The organism is Magnetospirillum fulvum, from assembly GCF_900108475.1.
Lineage (GTDB): Bacteria > Pseudomonadota > Alphaproteobacteria > Rhodospirillales > Magnetospirillaceae > Phaeospirillum > Phaeospirillum fulvum_A.
This window is the reverse complement of record NZ_FNWO01000006.1, coordinates 69,457-86,134: the sequence shown is the minus strand read 5'-3', so window position 1 is coordinate 86,134 and position 16,678 is coordinate 69,457. Positions and strand designations below refer to the sequence as shown.

Sequence of the window (16,678 nt, the reverse complement as noted above, 5' to 3'; positions counted from 1 at the left end):
TACCGGCCAACCCTTGTTTGTTGGCCGGTATCTGGCCGCCATTGCGGCGGCGGCCAAGCGGCCGGATGGCCGCGCCCGGCGAGGGACAATACAACCGGCCAAGTCTTTGGCCGGTTGGTATCAAAGCAGCCGCTTCATCTCGTAGATCAGGTCAAGCGCCTGACGCGCCGTCAGTTCGTCGGGATTGATCGTGCGCAATTGCTCTTCGACCGCCGAGGCGATGGGTGCGGCGGGGGCGGCCGATTTTGCCTTGGGCTTGGCCGCGATTGCGGCGAACAGCGGCAGATCGTCGGCCAGCCGGGCGATTCCCGACGCCTGATCCGAGCTTTCCAGCACGGTCAGCACTTCCTCGGCGCGGGCGACCGCAGCCGTGGGCAGACCGGCCAGCCGGGCGACATGGATGCCGTAGGAGCGGTCGGCGGCTCCGGCGCCGACCTCGTGGAGGAACACCACCTCGTTCTGCCATTCCTTGACCCGCATCATGTGGCAGGCCAGCGAGGGCAGGGTGGCGGCCAGCCGGGTCAGTTCGTGATAGTGGGTGGCGAACAGGGCGCGGCAGCGATTGACCTCGTGCAGATGCTCGACCACCGCCCAGGCGATCGACAGACCGTCGAAGGTGGCGGTACCGCGCCCGATCTCGTCGAGGATCACCAGCGCGCCGGGTCCGGATTGATTGAGGATCGCGGCGGTCTCGACCATCTCGACCATGAAGGTCGAACGACCCCGCGCCAGATCGTCGGCGGCGCCCACCCGCGAGAACAGGCGGTCGATCACCCCGATCCGGGCCGAGTCGGCGGGGACAAACGATCCGGTCTGGGCCAGCAGGGCGATCAGCGCGTTCTGGCGCAAAAAGGTGCTCTTACCCGCCATGTTGGGGCCGGTGATCAGCCACAGACGCTGCCCTTCGGACAGGTCGCAATCGTTGGCGACGAAGGCGCCGCCATGGGTTGCTTCCAGTGCGGCTTCGACCACCGGATGGCGGCCGCCCTTGATCTCGAAGGCGGTGCCGCTCTCGACCTGGGGTCGGGTCCAGCGCCGCGATGCCGCCAGTTCGGCCAGGGCCGAGGCGACGTCAAGCGCGGCCAAGGCGCTTGCGGCGGCGGCGATATCGGTGGCGCGGGCGGTAACATCGGTGACCAGATCGTCGAACAGCGCCAGTTCGAGCGCCAGCGCCCGTTCCGAGGCTCCGGTGATCCGCCCGGCCAGTGCGATCAGCTCGGACGTGGTGTAGCGGGCGGCCTGGGCCATCGTCTGGCGGTGGATGAAGGATTCGTCCAGCTTGTCCGCCTGCTTGCCCGGCACCTCGATATGGTGGCCGATGATGTTGTTGTGGCGGATTTTGAGAGCGGCGATCCCGGTCGCCTCGACATAGCGCCGCTCAAGCTGCATCAACAGGGTGTGGCTTTCGCTTTTGAGCGCCTTGGTCTCGTCCAGCGTCGCGTCGTACCCTTCGGCGATGAAGCCGCCGTCGCGGGCCAGCAGGGGCGGCTCGGGGATCAGGGCGCGGCCGAGGCGATCGACCAGGGCGCTGTGCTCGCCCAGATCGCGCAGCGTCGCCTCGAGCGCGGGCGGCAGCGGACCGATCCCGGTGGCTTGCAGGCGCAGCGTCGGCACCGCCGCCAGCCCGTCGCGGATCGCGGCAAGGTCACGCGGGCCGCCGCGTCCCAGCGACAGCCGCGAGAGAGCTCGTTCGATATCCGGGCAGCTTTTGAGGGTCGCGCGGAGCGAAGACCGCAACGAATCCTGTTCGACCAGGAAGGCGACCTCGTCCAGCCGCCGGGCAATCGCCGCCGGATCGGTCAGCGGCGCGGCCAGCCGGGCCGCCAGCAGCCGGGCTCCGGCTCCGCTGACGGTGCGGTCGATGGTGTCGAGCAGCGATCCCCGCCGCTCGCCGCCCATCGTCTGGGCCAGTTCGAGATTGCGCCGCGTTGCCGCGTCGATCTCCATCACCGCGCCCTCGGCCAGCCGCCGGGGCGATGACAGCCGGGGCAGCTTACCCTTCTGGGTCAGTTCGACATAATCGACCAGCGCCCCGGCGGCGGCCAGTTCGGCGCGGGAAAACGCGCCGAACCCGTCCAGGGCAGCGACTTCGAACAGGCTTTCAATGCGGCGGCGGGCATTGTCGGAATCGAACCGGGCCGATGGCAGCGGCGACAGGATCGACTTCCACTCGGCCCAGGATTCGAACAGAGCGGGGGTACTCAGCAGACGCTCGGGCACCAGCAACTCGCCCGGGGCCAGCCGTGCCAGCGCCGCCGACAGGCCGGCCGTCGCCACCGCCTGGGTGGCGAAATCACCGGTCGAGACATCGACCCAGGCCAGCCCCAGCCCGCCCTGCGCCTCGGCCACGGCGGCAAGATAATTGTGCGAGCGGGCGTCGAGCAGGGTGTCTTCGGTCAGGGTTCCGGCGGTGACGACGCGGGTGACGTCGCGGGCCACCACCGACTTCGCGCCGCGCTTCTTCGCCTCGGCGGGGTCTTCGATCTGTTCGCCGATCGCGACCTTGAAGCCCTGGCGCACCAGCCGGGCCAGATAGGCTTCGTAGGCGCGGAAGGGGACGCCGCACATCGGGATGTCTTCGCCCAGATGCTTGCCGCGCTTGGTCAGCGCGATATCAAGCGCCGCCGACGCCTTGACCGCGTCGTCGAAGAACAATTCGTAGAAATCGCCCATCCGATAGAACAGCAGGCAATCGGGATGCGCCCGCTTGATCGCCAGATATTGGGCCATCATCGGGGTGACGTCGTCGGGAAGGGAGGCGAGGGACTCGGACGGTGCGGCGGTCACGGGCGGGCTTCATTCGGCTGGGGGCGGGATGTCGGCCCGCACCGTAGCACGCCCGGCCTCCCCGGCAAACCGCGCGGGTTTTCCGGCCAGGATAACGGCGCGTGAAAATAGATAATCTGGAATGTCGTATCGTTTTCAGCCGATTGGCGGAGATTTGATAATCCTTGTTTGAATCGAATTTATGTATCGTAATCCAACGATAGATTTAAACACTGCTTTATGCGTATTTCTAATTTGTATATTAAGCACCGAGCGGCGGCGTGCTACACCTAAAGAGTAAGTTTTGTGTGAAATCAAAACCCCTTTAGGTATAAGGAACGGTCGTGGCTCTTCAATTTTGGAGCAAACGCCCCGATGCGGGGCTCGCTATCCGGCGCACATTTTTTGACTGTACGCCCGATGCCATCCTGGTCATGAGCGACGGGGTCTATATCGAGTGTAACGATGCGGCGACGCGGATGTTCGGCCATGCCGACAAGGCGGCGCTGCTCGATTGCACCCCCGCCCAGCTTTCGCCTCCGTTTCAACCCGACGGCCAAAGCTCCGAGGCCAAGGCCCAGCCGCTCATCGCCGAGGCCGTCCGCAAGGGGTTCAACCGGTTCGAATGGGTGCATCGCCGCGCCGATGGCAGCGACCTGCCGGTCACGGCAACCCTGTTCATGGCGCAGGAAGGGGGGCGGACCCTGGTGTTCGTCTGTCTGTCCGACCTGTCCGCGTTGTTTCTCCAGCGTGAGGAGCGGGGGCAGGCGCTTCAGGCGATGACCCGCGCGTTCGATCAGGCCGTCTCCGGGGTTCTCGAAACGGTCACCCATGCCGCCGCCGACATGAATGGCGTTGCTCAGACGATGTCGGCCAATGCCGAGCAGACCAAACGTCAGGCTTCGACCGTCGCCGCCGCCAGTGACGAGGCGAGTGGCAGCGTGCAGACCGTCGCCAGCGCCGCCGAGGAATTGTCGGCTTCGATTGCCGAGATCGCCCGGCAGGTCGAGCAATCGAGCGTCGCGTCCAAGGCGGCATCCGCCGAGGCTGACCATACCAACAGCATGGTGCGGAGCTTGGCCGACAGTTCGGCCAAGATCGGCGCGGTGGTCAACCTGATCAACGACATCGCCAGCCAGACCAACCTGTTGGCCCTGAACGCGACGATCGAGGCGGCCCGCGCTGGCGAAGCGGGCAAGGGCTTTGCGGTGGTGGCGGGCGAGGTCAAGCATCTGGCGACCCAGACCGCCCGGGCCACCGACGAAATCGGGGCTCTGATCGGCTCGGTTCAGGCCAAGACCCAGGAAGCGGTCGGAGCGATCGCCGGTATCGTCGCCCGGATCGAGGATATCAACCACATTGCGACCGCGATCGCCTCGGCGGTCGAAGAGCAATCCGCCGCGACCGCCGAAATTGCCCGCAATATCCAAGCCGCCGCAGGCGGGACGCGTCAGGTATCGACCACGATCGGAGGCGTGACCCAGGCCGCGGCCGAAACTGGGCGGGCGGCCGAACAGGTTCTGGCCTCGTCCCACTCGCTGGTGGACGAGGCTGCCGCCCTGCGCGGGGTGGTCAGCCGCTTCCTCGGCGAGGTCGGCACGGTCTGAGCAAACGAAACGGGACAGGGGTTTCCCCCTGTCCCGTCCGTGATCGTTCGGCCCGGAGCATCGTGCGCCAAACCTGACGCACGCTTTGGCCGACGCTTAGTAGCGGTAGGTGTCGGGCTTGAACGGGCCTGCGACCGCGACGCCGATATACTCGGCCTGCTTGCTGTTGAGCTGGGTCAGGGTCGCGCCCAGCTTGGCCAGATGCAGCAAGGCGACCTTCTCGTCGAGGTGCTTCGGCAGCACATAGACCTTGCGCTCGTACTTGCCCGGATTGGCGTAGATGTCGATCTGGGCCAGCACCTGATTGGTGAAGGACGCGCTCATCACGAAGCTGGGATGGCCGGTGGCGCAGCCCAGATTGACCAGACGGCCTTCGGCCAGCAGCAGGATCCGCTTGCCGTCGGGGAACTTAATCTCGTCGACCTGCGGCTTGATGTTGTTCCAGGCGAAGTTCTTCAGCGCGGCGACCTGAATTTCGCTGTCGAAATGGCCGATGTTGCAGACGATCGCCCGGTCCTTCATCGCCCGCATGTGGTCGAGGGTGATGACATCGACATTGCCGGTGGTGGTGACGAAGATGTCGCCGCGCGGCGCGGCCTGTTCCATCGTCTGGACCTCATAGCCTTCCATGCAGGCCTGAAGCGCGCAGATCGGGTCGATCTCGGTGACGATGACGCGGCAGCCCTGGCTGGCCAGCGACTCGGCCGAGCCCTTGCCCACGTCGCCGAACCCGGCGACGACGGCGACCTTGCCCGCCAGCATCACGTCGGTGGCGCGGCGGATGCCGTCAACCAGCGATTCGCGGCAGCCGTACTTGTTGTCGAACTTCGACTTGGTGACCGAATCGTTGACGTTGATCGCCGGCCACAACAGGGTGCCCTTCTTCTCCATCTCGTAGAGACGGTGGACGCCGGTGGTGGTTTCCTCGGTCACACCCCGGATCGCGGTGCCGTTGCGGGAATAGAAGGTCGGATCGGCCGCCAGCTTCTTCTTGATCGAAGCGAACAGATATTCCTCTTCCTCGCAGGTGGGGGTGGACAGCACCGAGGCATCCTTCTCGGCGCGCATGCCGAGATGGATCAGCAGGGTGGCGTCGCCGCCATCGTCGAGGATCATGTTCGGGCAGCCGCCATCGGCCCATTCGAAGATGCGGTGGGTGTAATCCCAATATTCTTCCAGGCTCTCGCCCTTGACGGCGAACACCGGGATACCGGCGGCGGCGATCGCGGCGGCGGCGTGGTCCTGGGTCGAGAAGATGTTACAGGACGCCCAGCGGACGTCGGCGCCCAGCGCCGTCAACGTCTCGATCAGCACGCCGGTCTGGATCGTCATGTGCAGGGAACCGGCGACGCGGGCACCCTTCAGCGGCTGGCTCGGGCCGTATTCCTCGCGGGTGGCGATCAGGCCGGGCATCTCGCTTTCGGCGATGTCCAGTTCCTTGCGGCCCCAGGCGGCCAGCCCGATGTCGGCGACCTTATAGTCGGTGAAAGCGGTCATGCGATTCCTCTGGATATCAGGAGGTTAAGCTGGAGCGGAGTGTAGCGGGCTTGGCGGCAAAACGCAACATCATATAAAGATATCTTTATGTGTTAATGAGGCGGGGTTGGGGGAGGAATCTTTTCGGTTAAGTCACTGAATATAAAAGGAATGTTAGTTTCCCCTGGGGCGTGTGGGCATTTTTTTCTTCCACAGGAGGGGTCCATTCATTTATAAAACCGGTGACCGCGATTGGTATTGTCGATAACCACCTGAGGAGAACAGCCTTGCGCGACAGGCTCCTCCCAGCAGCGATGCTGGTGATTCTGGCTGCGACGTCCACGGCCACGGCGGGCGAACCGGCCCGTCCGAACTCCCCCTTTGCCGGGTCCGTCCAGGTTGCCGCCGCCGAAGGCCCGCAGACCGCCGCGATTTTTCCCGGCGGCCAGCGTGAAGCCAGGGTGGCTCCCGTGCCCCGGCCGCTGTCGGTGGCCGATGCCGATCTTTATCGCCGCATCCTGACTCTTCAGGACCGGGGCGATTGGGCCGGTGCCGATCGCGAATTGGGCAAGGTCGAAGACGATCTGCTGCGCGGCTATGTCCAGGCGCGGCGGCTGCTCGCCCCCAGCACCAAGCCCCATTTCCCCGAATTGCGCGCCTGGCTGGCCGAAAACGCGGCCCTGCCTCAGGCCGAGGCGATCCACCGTCTGGCCCTGTCGGCCAAGGGCGGACGCGGGGCTCAGGGCCTGCGCGCCCCCCAGCGTGGCGCATTGCGCGGGACCGGGATCGACACCGACGCCGATGGCGCGATGTGGGAAGAGGTGGCGTTCGATACCGACGAATCCGCTCCCCGGGCGCGGCCGATCAAGACCCGTCTGCGCCAATTGCTGCGCGACAACGAATCCGGCCGGGCCGAAGCGATGCTGGCCTCGGCCGAGGTGCAGTCGCTTCCGGCGCTCGACCAGGACCGGCTGCGGCTGATGGTGGCGTCCGATCATTTCGCCGGGGGCCGCGACGACCGCGCCGCCGATCTGGCGTCGGCTTCGGCGGAACGCTCGGGCGAGGCGCTGCCCGCCGCCCACTGGATCGCCGGTCTGGCGCTGTGGCGGGCGGGCAAGCCCGATCAGGCCCGCCGTCATTTCGAAGATACCGCGACCTCGGCCCTCAATCAGGATTGGCTGACTGCGGGCGGCGCGTTCTGGGCGGCCCGGGCCAATCTGGTCAACCATCGCCCCGAAGCGGTCAATCACTGGATGGAAGTTGCCGCCAGCTATCCGCGCACCTTCTACGGTCTGCTTGCCCGCTCCTGGCTGGGCTATCCGGTCAGCTATGCCTGGGAATTGCCCCCCTTCACCGAGGGCGATGCCGACATGCTGATGCGGGTTCCGGCGGCGCGGCGCGCCCTGGCCCTGATCCAGTTGGGCGAACGCGACGACGCCGAAGAAGAATTGCGCAAGCTCTACCCGTCCGCCGGTAAGGCGGTGCGTCAGTCGATGCTGGTGCTGGCCCAGGCGGCGAAGATGCCGGGTCTGGCGGTTCGGCTGGGCGGCGTGTTGCCGCGTGAAAACGGGCGGACCCATGATGCCGCCGCCTATCCGCTGCCCGATTGGATGCCGCAAGGCGGCTGGCAGGTTGACCGCGCTCTGGTTTATGCCCTGGTCCGTCAGGAATCCTCGTTCAATCCCGATGCCCGCAGCGCCTCGGGTGCCGCCGGTCTGATGCAATTGATGCCGGCAACGGCCCAGGCGGTCGGCGGTCTGCGCGTGCGCGACCAATTGACCGATCCGGCGGTCAATCTCGGGGTGGGGCAACGCTATGTCACCCGGCTGTTGTCGGACGATCCGGTCAACGGCAATTTGATGATGATGGCGGCGGCCTATAATGCCGGTCCCGGCACGCTGGGGCGCTGGCTTCAGGGCATCCGTCACGGCGAAGATCCGTTGATGTTCGTCGAAAGCCTGCCCGCGCGGGAAACCCGCGTATTCGTGCAGCGGGTGATGACCAGCTATTGGGTCTATCAGGCCCGGCTGGGTCAGTCCTCGGCATCGCTGGAAGCGGTGGCGTCGGGCACATGGCCGATCTACGGCACCCCGGAACGCTCTCCGCTTCGCGTCGGTTCCAGCCGCACCGTCGGGTTCTAAGTCGGTCGTGAAAAAGTCCTTCGGCCTTTGGCCTCAGTGTACTTTTCCCCGGTTCAAAAAGAATCCCCGTGCTCAATCAAGCTTTCCGCGCGGGGATGGATTTGGTTCCCTCCGAGGCCGATGGGCGACGCCCACGGCTTCGGAGGCTGGTGAAACAGACAACACGAAAAATGGGCGCTGGGCCGCCCCTAGCCCATTTTTCTCCTTTTAATCCAACGGGAAAAAGTACACCGAGCGACAGCGAGGGACTTTTTCACGGGAGACTTCTAAGCGGTCTGTCCCCTGTTCTTTGCGATCCGCCTCCCTCTCCCCATCGGAGAGGGAGGTCGTTTCACTTTGTTCAGCTCGCCGCGCGCAGCCGCTCGGGGGAGGAGATTTCGACCGGAACGGCGGCGAGATCGACCAGGCAATAGGCCGAGCTGTCGGCGAACAACTGGCGCAGCAACTGGTTGTTCAGCGCGTGGCCGGTGCGGATGCCGTTGAAATGGCCGAGGATCGGGCCACCGGCGAGGTAAAGGTCGCCGACCGCATCCAGCACCTTGTGACGGACGAATTCGTTGCCGTAGCGCAGCCCGTCGTCGTTGAGCACCTTGGTCCCGGTGCTGTCGATCACCACCGCATTGTCGAGCGAGCCACCACGGGCCAGTCCGTTGGCGCGCAGCATCGCGACTTCCTGTTCGAAGCCGAAGGTGCGGGCGCGGGCGACTTCGGCCTTGAAGCTGCTTTCCGTCAGGCCGAGGAAGAAATCCTGGCGGGCGATCGCGCTGCTGGCGAAGTCGATTTCAACTCGGACCGAGAAGGACGAGGCGGGGGAGAGCGAGGCGACCTTGTCGCCGTCGCGGACGGTGACACGCTTCAACACCTTGATGGCGCGGCGCGGGGCCGATTGTTCCAGGGTTCCGGCGCATTCGATCAGGAACAGGAAGGGGGCGGCCGATCCGTCCATCACCGGCACTTCGGGGCCGTTGATGTCGATCAGGCAATTGTCGATCTGCATCCCGCACAAAGCGGCCATCAGATGTTCGACGGTGCCGACGGCGATGCCGTCGCTGTTGCGCAGGCAGGTGTTGAGGCGGGTGTCGTTGACGGTGGCCCAATGGGCCGGAACGATGCCGCCGCCGCCAGCGATATCGACGCGGCGGAACCGGATGCCGGTATCAGGGGCGGCCGGACGCAGCGTCATGGTAACGCGCGAACCGGAATGAAGACCGATCCCGGTGCATCCGATCGCGGTCTTGAGTGTCCGCTGCGGGGACCGGAATGCAGTCGAGACGAAAGACAGGGTGTCGAGGCCGGGATTCTGTTCGTCGACGATCCGATTCACGGGCGATCCCCTATTTCTGTTTTGCCCGCCTCTGTCTAAGTGTTCGAGGCGATGCGGAACTTGATGTCTACGCTCCTATCTCTACCAGCCCGGGGTCGAGCCCTCAAATCAATCATTGTTGCCGATTGTTTCACCGCTAACGCCTTGAAAAAAGGGCCCGACCGGGCAATCCGATCGGGCCCGTCAAGGTGGCGCGGGTGGGGGGCCGAAGCCCCCCTAAACGGTCGTGAGCGCTCTAATTCGCCTGACGACGCAGAAACGCCGGAATGTCGAGATCCTCACCCGACCGGGGCGCGGTCGGTTCGCGGCGGGCTTCCATCCGGGGCGCGGGCGCCTCGGGGGCACGGGGAGCCGCCGGGGCGGGCGAGATCGCGTGGCGGCCGCGATTGACCAGACGGTTGAGCAGGCTGCCGGCACGGGGCGGTTCGCTGTGCTGGACCGGATGCTGCGGCTGGCTGATCGGGGATTCGGCGATTTCCGACACCGCGCGATGCAGGCTGCTCATATCCGGCTCGACTTCGTCGGCATAGCGGCTCGGCATCGCCCGGTTGAAGCTGGGCTCGGGACGCAGATCGGGCTCGGCCCGCATCACCGGATCGGTCTGGCGCTGATCGATTTCGGGGTCGCGGATCGCCGCCCGCGCCGTCGCCTGGGGAGCGGTGGTCTGGGCCTGAGCGGGCTGGGGCACCGTCAGCTTCTGCGGACGAAAGCTGGGCTGGGGCTGGGCCGCCTGGGCGGCGGCGGGCTGGACCGGCCGGGCCGCAGGCTGCGGTTGCTGGGTGCCGACCAGCGAGATCACCGTCGGTTTGGGCTGGGCGGCGGCTTCGCTGGCGATGCCGGTGGCGACGACCGAGACGCGGATCTGGCCGTTCAGCTTCTCGTCGAAGGTCGAGCCGAAGATGATGTTGGCTTCGGGATCGACTTCGTCGCGGATGCGGTTGGCGGCTTCATCGACCTCGAACAAGGTCATGTCCATGCCGCCGGTAATGTTGATGAGGACGCCCTTGGCCCCCTTCATCGAGGTGTCGTCGAGCAGCGGGTTGCTGATCGCGGCCTCGGCGGCGTCGATCGCGCGCTTGTCGCCCTCGGCCTCGCCGGTGCCCATCATCGCCTTGCCCATTTCGCTCATCACGGTCCGGATGTCGGCGAAATCGAGGTTGATCAGGCCGGGCATGATCATCAGATCGGTGACGCCGCGCACGCCGGAATACAGCACATCGTCGGCCATCTTGAAGGCGTCGGCGAAGGTGGTGCGCTCGGTGGCGACGCGGAACAGGTTCTGGTTGGGGATGATGATCAGGGTATCGACATATTGCTGCATCTCCTCGATGCCCTGCTCGGCGGTCCGCATCCGGTGCGCGCCCTCGAAATGGAAGGGCTTGGTCACCACGCCGACGGTCAGGATGCCCTGCTCTCGGGCGGCCCGTGCGATTACCGGCGCGGCGCCGGTGCCGGTGCCGCCGCCCATTCCGGCGGTGATGAACACCATGTTGGTGCCGTTGATCTGGGTGAGGATGTCTTCGATGCTTTCCTCGGCGGCGGCGCGGCCGACGTCGGGACGCGAGCCCGCGCCCAGACCCTGGGTGACCTGGGTGCCGAGTTGAATCCGCCGCTCGGTGCGGCTCTGGCCCAGCGATTGCGCGTCGGTATTGGCGACGATGAACTCGACGCCCTCCAGCCGCGACTGGATCATGTTGTTGACGGCGTTGCCGCCGGCGCCGCCGACGCCGATGACGGTGATGCGAGGCTTCAGTTCTTCATTGGCTCCGGGAAGAAAGGTCAGCATGTGTAGTCCTCCGCGCTGTTTCGGCCGCTTCACCCTCGGCCGTATGATGAGATTTCGTCCGGGTCAAAAATTACGCTTCAACCAGCCTCCCAGCCTGCCCCAGGCCGAGCCGCCGTCGCCACCGACGCTGATCGCCGCCCGCCGTCCCCGACTGGGGGTGGGGGAGTGGACCAGCGCATAGCGGATCAGACCGGCGCAGCCCGAAAATGCAGGGCCTCCGGTCGCTTCGGGCAGTCCCTGCAACCCGACGGGCCGCCCGAGACGCACCTGCTTGTCGAGCACCAGACCGGCTAGGTCGCGGGCGCCCTGCATCTGACTGGCCCCACCGGTGAGAACCACCCGGCGGCCAGCCATCTTGTCGAACCCGCCCTGTTCGAGCCGGGTGCGAACCAGTTCAAACGTCTCTTCCAGCCGGGGCTGGATGATCTGGATCAGCATCGAACGCGGCACCTGATTGCTGGCGCCGTCCTCGTCCTCGCCGACCAGCGGCACTTTCAGGATTTCACGGTCGTCCGACGGCGTCGGGATTGCCGAGCCGTACAGCGTCTTCATCCGCTCGGCCTGGGCCACCGGGGTCGATAGGCCGCGGGCGATGTCGCTGGTGACGTGGGCACCGCCGATCGGAATCACGTCGGTATGGATCAATTGCCCGGCCAGGAACACCGCGATCGAGGTGGTGCCGCCGCCCATGTCGATGCAGGTGACGCCCAGTTCCTTCTCATCATCGACGAGGCAGGCCAGACCGGCGGCATAGGGGCTGACGACGCGCGCCTCGATGTCGAGGTGGCAGCGGTTGACGACGGTGGCGAGGTTGCGGACCGGACCGACCGCTGCCGAAATGACGTGGATCGCGACGCCCAGCCGGTCGCCGAACATCCCGCGCGGATCCTTGATCCCCTCATTGCCGTCGATGGTGTAATCGACCGGAATGGCGTGGATCAGTTCGCGGTCGGGGCTTTCGTGGTGGGCGCGGCCGTGATCGAGCATCCGGCGGATGTCGGCTTCGTTGACCGGGTGGCCGTTCATCGCCACCTCGACCTTGACGTTGGCCGAGCCGGGCAGTCCGCCCGAAATGTTGACGACGACGGCGCGGACCCGCTCGCCCGCCATGTCCTCGGCGGCATCGACCGAGGCGCGGATCGAGGTTTCCAGTTCCTCCATATCGACCACCGCGCCGTTGCGCATCCCGCGCGCCAGCTGGTGGCCGATGCCGACGATGCGCGGCGTGCCGTCGTCCTGGACGCGCGCGATGAAGCAGCACACCTTGGCCGTGCCGACATCCAACGCCGCGATCAGTCCGTTGCGTACAGCCACGTCAGTCCTCCTTTCCCAAACCGGGCGCGGGCGGCAGCGGCGACGACGCCTGCGGCGGACGCTCCGCGCTTTGCGGCAGGTCGCGTCCGGGCCGCAGCACCAGCCGGTCGGGCACGCGCATATCGATCATCGCCAGCGGGCGGCTGGCTAGTCCCTTCGAGCGCTCCAATTCGGCCAGCCGGGTCCACGCCACCTCGGGCTCGATCTCGGGCAGCCGGACTTCGAGCCCGGTGCGGATGTCGTCGAGGGTGAGGTTCCAGCGGCGGTTGCCGACCCGGGTCGCCGCCTTGACCCGCGCCGCGAGGTCGGGCTCGGACGACAGCATCGTCAGCAATTCGTCGGCGCGCGCCCCGGCTCCCTCGCCGACGACGAGAGGCAGATCCTCGAAGCCCTCGATGCTGCCGGGGATCACCTTGCCGTCGCGATCGACCAGGGTGTAGACGCCCTCGTACTGCCACAGCGCCACCGGTTCACGCTCGACGATCACCAGATGCAGGCTGCCGGGCAGGCGGCGCTCGATCACTGCGGCGCGGATGCCGGGCAGCGCTTCCAGCCGGTCGCGGGCGGCGGCGATGTCGAGCCCCAGGATCGGGTCGCCGTGACGGGCACCCAGCGCCGAGACGATCTGGTCGGTCGGAATGCGGCGGCGTCCGGCAACGGTGATTTCGGTGGTGCGAAAGCCAGCCAGCGCGGTCAGATGCAGCACCGAGTCTCCGGTGTCGCGCCAGGCCCGTTGCAGCACGCCCGATTGCCACAGCGAGGCGCCACCGACGAACAAAGCGGTCACCGCGACGCCGATCGCGGCGAATTTCTGCACCGGGGAGAGGTCGAGCCGGTAGCGCTGGGCGCGGCGGCGACCGCGTCCGCGCGGGGCGGCGGCCTGGGCCGTGGCGCGCGGCTGTTTCGGCTGTTTCGGCGGTTTGGGCGCGTGCGGCGGCTCGCCCGACCGGACGCCGGGCCGGTCTTCGGGGGTGATCACGATGTCGGCGGCGCTCATGCGTCGCATCGGGCGTTCTCCACCATCCAGCGGACCAGTTCGGGAAAGGTGATCCCGGCGTGGGCCGCGATATCGGGCACCAGCGAGGTTGCGGTCATTCCAGGCTGAGTGTTGACTTCGAGCAGCACCAGCCGCGGTGCCTCGCCCGGTCGGGTATCGTCGTAGCGCAGGTCGGCCCGCGACACCCCACGGCACCCCAGGGCCCGATGCGCCGCCAGGGCCAATCGACCGGCTTCGGCGGTGTCTTCGGGCGGCAGCGGCGCCGGCATGATGTGGCGCGAACCGCCGGGAGCATATTTGGCAGAGTAGTCATAAAACCCGCGCTCGGATGTGATCTCAAGCACACCCAGCGCCCGGTCGCCCATCACCGCGACGGTCAATTCGCGGCCGGGAATAAAGGCTTCGACCAGCACCTCGTCGCCCTCGAACGGCCACTCGGTCAGCGGGTCGGTGCCGTCGCCGTCGCGGACGATATGGACGCCGACCGACGAGCCCTCGTTGAGCGGCTTGACGACATAGGGACGGGGCAGCGGCGCGGGCTCGCCCCGGTGCACTACCTGTCCTTCGGCCACCGGCAGACCGGCGACGGCGAACAGCCGCCGTGCGAACGCCTTGTCCATCGCCGCCGCCGAGGCCAGCAGGCCGGAATGGGTATAAGGCAGTCCCAACAGATTCAAAATACCCTGGACGCAGCCATCCTCGCCAAAACGGCCATGCAACGCGTTGAACACCACATCGGGGCGAGAGGCGCGAAGATCGCTGATCAAAGTGGCGGGATCGTGGCCGCATTCGACCAGGGTGACGGCGTATCCGGCCTGCTCCAGCGCCGCGCCAACCGCCTGACCCGAACGCAGCGAAACCTCGCGCTCGGACGACGCGCCCCCCATCAGGACGGAAACCCGTTGCGCGCTCATGCCCTCACTCCAATCCGGCGAATTTCCCAATGCAGGTCGATTCCGCTGGTCTCGAAGACACGGCGGCGGACCTCTTCGCCCAAATCCTCGATCTCGGCGGCAGTGGCCTCGCCGAGATTGATCAGGAAGTTGCAATGCTTCTCCGACACCCGCGCGCCGCCCCGGGTCAGGCCCCGGCATCCGGCACCGTCGATCAGCTTCCAGGCGCTTTCGCCCGGCGGGTTGGCGAAGGTCGAGCCGCCGGTGCGCGACCGTTGCGGCTGGGCCTCCTCGCGGGCGATGCGAATCTGGTCCATCCGCAGGGCAACCGCTTCGGGCCGGTCGGGGCTGGCGGCCAGGGCGGCCGACAGCACGATCATATCCTCGGGCAGCGACGAGCGACGATAGCTCAGCCCCAGCGCCGCCGCCTCGAGACGGTGGACCTGTCCGGCGCGGTCGAGCACCCGGACGGACCCGATCACGTCCTTGATCTCGCGCCCGAACGCGCCCGCATTCATCCGCACCGCGCCGCCGATCGTGCCGGGAATCCCCGACAGGAATTCCAGCCCGCCCAGCGATTCGGCTTCGGCGTGACGCGAGACGGTGAGGTCGAGCGCTCCGGCTCCGACCTCGAACCCGCTCTCGGTCCGGGTGATTGCGGCAAAGCCGGGACCAAGCCGGATCACCGCGCCGGGAATCCCGCCGTCGCGGACCAGCAGGTTCGATCCGGCCCCGATCACCGTCACCGGCACTTCGGGCGGCAGCGCGGTCAGGAAGGCGATCAAATCCGCTTCGTCGGCGGGACGGAACAGCAGGTCGGCCGGACCGCCGACGCGGAACCAGGTATAGGGGGCCAGCGGCGCGTCGGACGTCAGCCGCCCGCGCAACGGCGGCAGCGCGTCGCGCCAATCGGCGGCGGGGGAGCGGGCGGCCATCATTCGCCGTCCTCCAATTCCGCCGGGGCCACGGTCAGCGCCGCCAGATCGGCGGGCAAGGCATGGGCCCAATTGGTGATCGACCCGGCCCCCAGGCACACCACCATGTCGCCCGGCCGCGCCACCTCGTGGACGATCCCGGCCAGCGCTTTCGGCTCGGGCAGGGCCAGCACGTTGCGGTGACCGTGCTCGCGCAGAGCCCGGACCAGGGCGTCGCGGTCGATGCCGGGGATCGGAGCCTCGCCCGCGGCATAGACGTCGGCGACGATCACGGTATCGGCATTGTTGAAGCAGGTGCAGAACTCGGCCATCAAATTTTCCAGCCGCGAATAGCGGTGGGGCTGGACCACGGCGATCACCTGTCCGGCGCTGGCGCTGCGGGCCGCCTTCAACACCGCCGCGATCTCGACCGGGTGGTGGCCGTAATCGTCGATCACGGTGATGCCGTTGGTTTCGCCGACGCGGGTGAAGCGGCGCTTGACGCCCGAGAAGCCGCCCAGCGCCTTCCTGACGATGTCGTTGGGCAGGCCGAGTTCGACCGCCACCGCGATCGCCGCCAGCGAGTTCTGCACATTGTGCTCGCCAAACATCGGCAGATTTAGTCCGGCGATGGTGCGCGACTGGCCGGTGACGCGGTCGGTGATCGCGACGTCATAGCGCGCGCCGTCGCCCCCGAAGGTGACGTTGACGGCGCGGACCATCGCCTGGGGCGAGAAGCCATAGGTGACGATCTTGCGGTCGGGCACGCGGGCGATCAGGGTCTGGACTTCGGGATGGTCGATGCACAGGGCGGCGAAGCCATAGAACGGAATGCTTTCGACGAAGCTGCGGAAGGCGTCGCGCAGCCGGTCGAAGGTGCCGTAATGGTCCATATGCTCGGGGTCGATATTGGTGACGACCACCGCGGTAGAGGGCAGTTTGAGGAAGCTGCCGTCGGATTCGTCGGCCTCGACCACCATCCAGTCGCTGGCACCCAGCCGGGCATTGGTGCCATAGGCGTTGATGATGCCGCCATTGATGACGGTGGGATCAAGCCGGGCCGCTTCCAGCAGCGCCGCGATCAGCGAGGTGGTGGTGGTCTTGCCGTGGGTGCCGCCGATCGCGATCGCGTTCTTCAACCGCATCAGTTCGGCCAGCATCTCGGCGCGGCGGACCACCGGCACCAGCCGCGAGCGGGCGGCGGCGACTTCGGGATTGTCGGGCTTGACCGCCGACGAGATCACGACGACGCGGGCATCGCCCAACGCCTCGGCGCTGTGACCGATCCGGACCGGAATGCCCATCTTGCGCAGCCGCTCGACGTTGTAATTATCGGCGATGTCGGTTCCCTGCACGGCATAGCCGAGATTGTGCAGAATCTCGGCGATACCGGACATGCCGATGCCGCCGATTCCGACGAAGTGAATGGTGCCGATGGACAACGGCATGGTCCGCATGAA

The 16,678-nt window shown here is 66.7% G+C and carries 11 protein-coding genes; 2 read left to right on the top strand and 9 right to left on the bottom strand.

The genetic code is table 11. The features are described 5' to 3' along the window. Nucleotides 1–120 precede the first annotated feature (120 nt). Nucleotides 121–2,733: a DNA mismatch repair protein MutS gene (gene mutS / locus BLW40_RS08605; RefSeq protein ID WP_074767938.1), complete on the bottom strand. Its 2,613-nt coding sequence runs from the start codon at nt 2,731–2,733 to the stop codon at nt 121–123. Between the two features lie 377 nt (nt 2,734–3,110). Between mutS and BLW40_RS08600 the strand changes: the two genes are divergently transcribed. Further along, a complete protein-coding gene (locus BLW40_RS08600) occupies nt 3,111–4,373 on the top strand; it encodes a methyl-accepting chemotaxis protein (RefSeq protein WP_074767597.1) in 1,263 nt (420 codons plus the stop codon). Nucleotides 4,374–4,469: 96 nt separating this feature from the next. Here BLW40_RS08600 and ahcY read toward each other — a convergent pair whose 3' ends face one another. Continuing rightward, nucleotides 4,470–5,870, bottom strand: a complete 1,401-nt coding sequence (ahcY, locus tag BLW40_RS08595) for an adenosylhomocysteinase (protein ID WP_074767595.1) — start codon at nt 5,868–5,870, stop codon at nt 4,470–4,472. A gap of 266 nt (nt 5,871–6,136) precedes the next feature. Between ahcY and BLW40_RS08590 the strand changes: the two genes are divergently transcribed. Then, nucleotides 6,137–7,990 (top strand): lytic transglycosylase domain-containing protein, encoded by a 1,854-nt coding sequence (locus tag BLW40_RS08590; protein WP_074767593.1) that lies wholly within the window; start codon nt 6,137–6,139, stop codon nt 7,988–7,990. 340 nt (nt 7,991–8,330) lie between these two features. Here the strand turns inward: BLW40_RS08590 and lpxC are convergent, their stop codons facing one another. From lpxC to murC, 7 genes are all read right to left on the bottom strand, one after another. Beyond that, entirely contained in the window at nt 8,331–9,314 is a 984-nt protein-coding gene (gene lpxC, locus BLW40_RS08585) for a UDP-3-O-acyl-N-acetylglucosamine deacetylase (protein ID WP_083386703.1), read from the bottom strand. Between the two features lie 235 nt (nt 9,315–9,549). After that, nucleotides 9,550–11,100 carry a cell division protein FtsZ gene (gene ftsZ, locus BLW40_RS08580; protein ID WP_074767591.1) on the bottom strand — a complete coding sequence of 517 codons (1,551 nt, stop codon included), beginning with the start codon at nt 11,098–11,100 and terminating at the stop codon, nt 9,550–9,552. A 63-nt stretch (nt 11,101–11,163) separates the two neighbouring features. Beyond that, nucleotides 11,164–12,414, bottom strand: coding sequence for a cell division protein FtsA (ftsA, locus tag BLW40_RS08575; protein WP_074767589.1), 1,251 nt, complete (start codon nt 12,412–12,414; stop codon nt 11,164–11,166). A gap of 1 nt (nt 12,415) precedes the next feature. Continuing rightward, complete coding sequence (locus BLW40_RS08570; protein ID WP_074767587.1) at nt 12,416–13,420, bottom strand: cell division protein FtsQ/DivIB; 1,005 nt, start codon at nt 13,418–13,420, stop codon at nt 12,416–12,418. Further along, entirely contained in the window at nt 13,408–14,325 is a 918-nt protein-coding gene (locus BLW40_RS08565; protein WP_074767586.1) for a D-alanine--D-alanine ligase, read from the bottom strand. Before BLW40_RS08565 ends, BLW40_RS08570 begins: the two co-directional genes overlap by 13 nt. Next, nucleotides 14,322–15,239, bottom strand: coding sequence for a UDP-N-acetylmuramate dehydrogenase (gene murB / locus BLW40_RS08560; protein ID WP_074767584.1), 918 nt, complete (start codon nt 15,237–15,239; stop codon nt 14,322–14,324). The genes BLW40_RS08565 and murB overlap by 4 nt, the downstream gene beginning before the upstream one ends. Next, nucleotides 15,239–16,675: a UDP-N-acetylmuramate--L-alanine ligase gene (murC, locus tag BLW40_RS08555; RefSeq protein ID WP_074767582.1), complete on the bottom strand. Its 1,437-nt coding sequence runs from the start codon at nt 16,673–16,675 to the stop codon at nt 15,239–15,241. The genes murB and murC overlap by 1 nt, the downstream gene beginning before the upstream one ends. Nucleotides 16,676–16,678 lie beyond the last annotated feature (3 nt).